We start from the raw sequence: 1,644 nt of genomic DNA, 5'->3' as shown, positions 1-1,644 counted from the left end.
GTCGGCGTCAGCATTCGAGGATCTCTTGTCGGAGGAGCCGGAATCGTCCGAGCTACTGCCCGACTTGGACGCTTTGCCGATGTGGACGCTCCCGACGACGAGGACGACGTTGACGAGCTGGCGCTGCTGCTCGACGACGACGACCTTGATGACGACGATGAGTCGTCGGAGTCTGCAGCCGCCGTCCACGGCACTGCGAACAACACAGCCCCCACACCGAGTGCGGCGGCCAGCCCGCCGACCCGACCGATGTGCTCTCCCCGGTGGTCGCCGTTGAGCACCCGACGAGGTGCACGCCCTGGCGGTGTCTGCAGCCGATGTTTGCCCGTCGAACCCATCTGTGATCCCCTTGAGTCGCCCGCCGAGCAGGCCGCCTGACACATTGCCGAGAACGCATTCAGGTCTGAAGCTATCGCCATTGACGGCGGCGCCGATATGGGGATTTCCCTATGCTTCACCCTCCGCGGCAACACCACGACTCCGCGGTCCACCGCCGCTAGCTTCGGGTCTGCCGGGTGAGGATCGCCAGAACCCTTTCCCTCCACCTGCTGTCCACGGTCCCGGTGCGGGCCAGTTCTGCGACGTAGCCCCCGACGATCATGTCGATCACCGTGTCGGCGTCACCGCTGTCGTCACCGAGTACCTCGATGGCCAGTCCCCGGTGAGCACCCAGGATCTCCCGGAACACCTCGCTGAAGTCGAGGTCCTCATCGGTGAGCAGAGCAGCGAAACCGCCGCCTCCGATCCCGTGGGTGATGACGTCCATCGACTGCGAGATCACCCAACCCAACCGCTGCTCACGGCTTGATCCCGGCGGGACCACCGGTCTCACAACCAGGCCGGCGAGGGCTGCTGTGAGCAGCGCGCGGCGGTTCGGGTGGCGCCGGTAGATGGTCGTCTTCGCGATACCGGTGGCCTCGACGATGGACTGCATCGTCACGGCGCGCGGACCACGCGCCCGCAGGATCTGCAAGGCGGCCTCGAGTATTCGGGCGCCCACCTCGTCGCTGCCATCCGCACCACTGCCAGCAGTCATGTCCCTCGTTCCGCTGTTCAGAGCAGTACACCGAGGCTTACGCTACACTAGACGTAGCGCTACGCTACCCGTAGCGTAGTTATGAAGGAGGATGCTGTGTACCGATTGCTCGCCCGCGTTCCACTGCCCGCAGTGGGCTACGTCCTGACACTCATCGGCTTTGCCTTTCTCGGATTCTTCGTCGCGGCGCTCGGCTTCGGATTCGACCGAGCTGCCGTCCTCGGTGTCGCCATGGTGACCAGCTATGCCGCAGGCGCACTGTGTTTCGCGCTTCGTCGTCGCCAGATTGCCGTTGCCGGCCCCGCCGACGACGTCGTACTCGGCCTCGACCCCATCCGTGGGAACACCGACCGCTCGGCAGCCGAACGCTACGTTCTGAGGTATCGGGGAGACGACACCGTGCAGGCCCACACCGCTACCCCCGCCGTCCGGGCGGCTGACAGCTCTGACGGCGAACAGCTTGCCCCTGCCGCCTAGGCTAGGGCGCCATCGCGGTCTCGACGACCGTGAGCTCCTCGGAAAGACCTGCCGCATTACGGATCTCGATGAATGCCTCGACCATCGCATCGGTCAGCTCGTGCGGATCCTCGAGGGTCTTGCCGTCCGAG

General features: G+C 65.5%; 4 protein-coding genes. 1 reads left to right on the top strand and 3 read right to left on the bottom strand.

Features of this window, described 5'->3' with window-relative positions; all coding sequences use genetic code 11:
* Both WA944_RS12170 and WA944_RS12165 read right to left on the bottom strand, forming a co-directional pair.
* Positions 1 to 189 (bottom strand): hypothetical protein (locus tag WA944_RS12170; protein WP_526646982.1); only part of this gene is annotated, 189 nt, incomplete at its 3' end.
* Between the two features lie 307 nt (positions 190 to 496).
* Positions 497 to 1,036, bottom strand: a complete 540-nt coding sequence (locus WA944_RS12165) for a TetR/AcrR family transcriptional regulator (RefSeq protein ID WP_526372174.1) — start codon at positions 1,034 to 1,036, stop codon at positions 497 to 499.
* Between the two features lie 96 nt (positions 1,037 to 1,132).
* Between WA944_RS12165 and WA944_RS12160 the strand changes: the two genes are divergently transcribed.
* A complete protein-coding gene (locus tag WA944_RS12160; protein ID WP_205390313.1) occupies positions 1,133 to 1,513 on the top strand; it encodes a hypothetical protein in 381 nt (126 codons plus the stop codon).
* A gap of 1 nt (position 1,514) precedes the next feature.
* Here WA944_RS12160 and WA944_RS12155 read toward each other — a convergent pair.
* The coding region (locus tag WA944_RS12155) for a hypothetical protein (RefSeq protein WP_526611587.1) at positions 1,515 to 1,644 on the bottom strand (130 nt) is incomplete at its 5' end.

Origin of the sequence: Mycobacterium sp. (assembly GCF_049683355.1) — a bacterium.
Classification (GTDB): domain Bacteria; phylum Actinomycetota; class Actinomycetes; order Mycobacteriales; family Mycobacteriaceae; genus Mycobacterium.
This window is presented reverse-complemented; position numbering and strand designations above follow the sequence as displayed.

Bases quoted from the DNA above. Each gene is read 5' to 3' on its own strand.
- WA944_RS12165 (WP_526372174.1), bottom strand. From the start codon at position 1,036: ATGACTGCTGGCAGTGGTGCGGATGGCAGCGACGAGGTGGGCGCCCGA.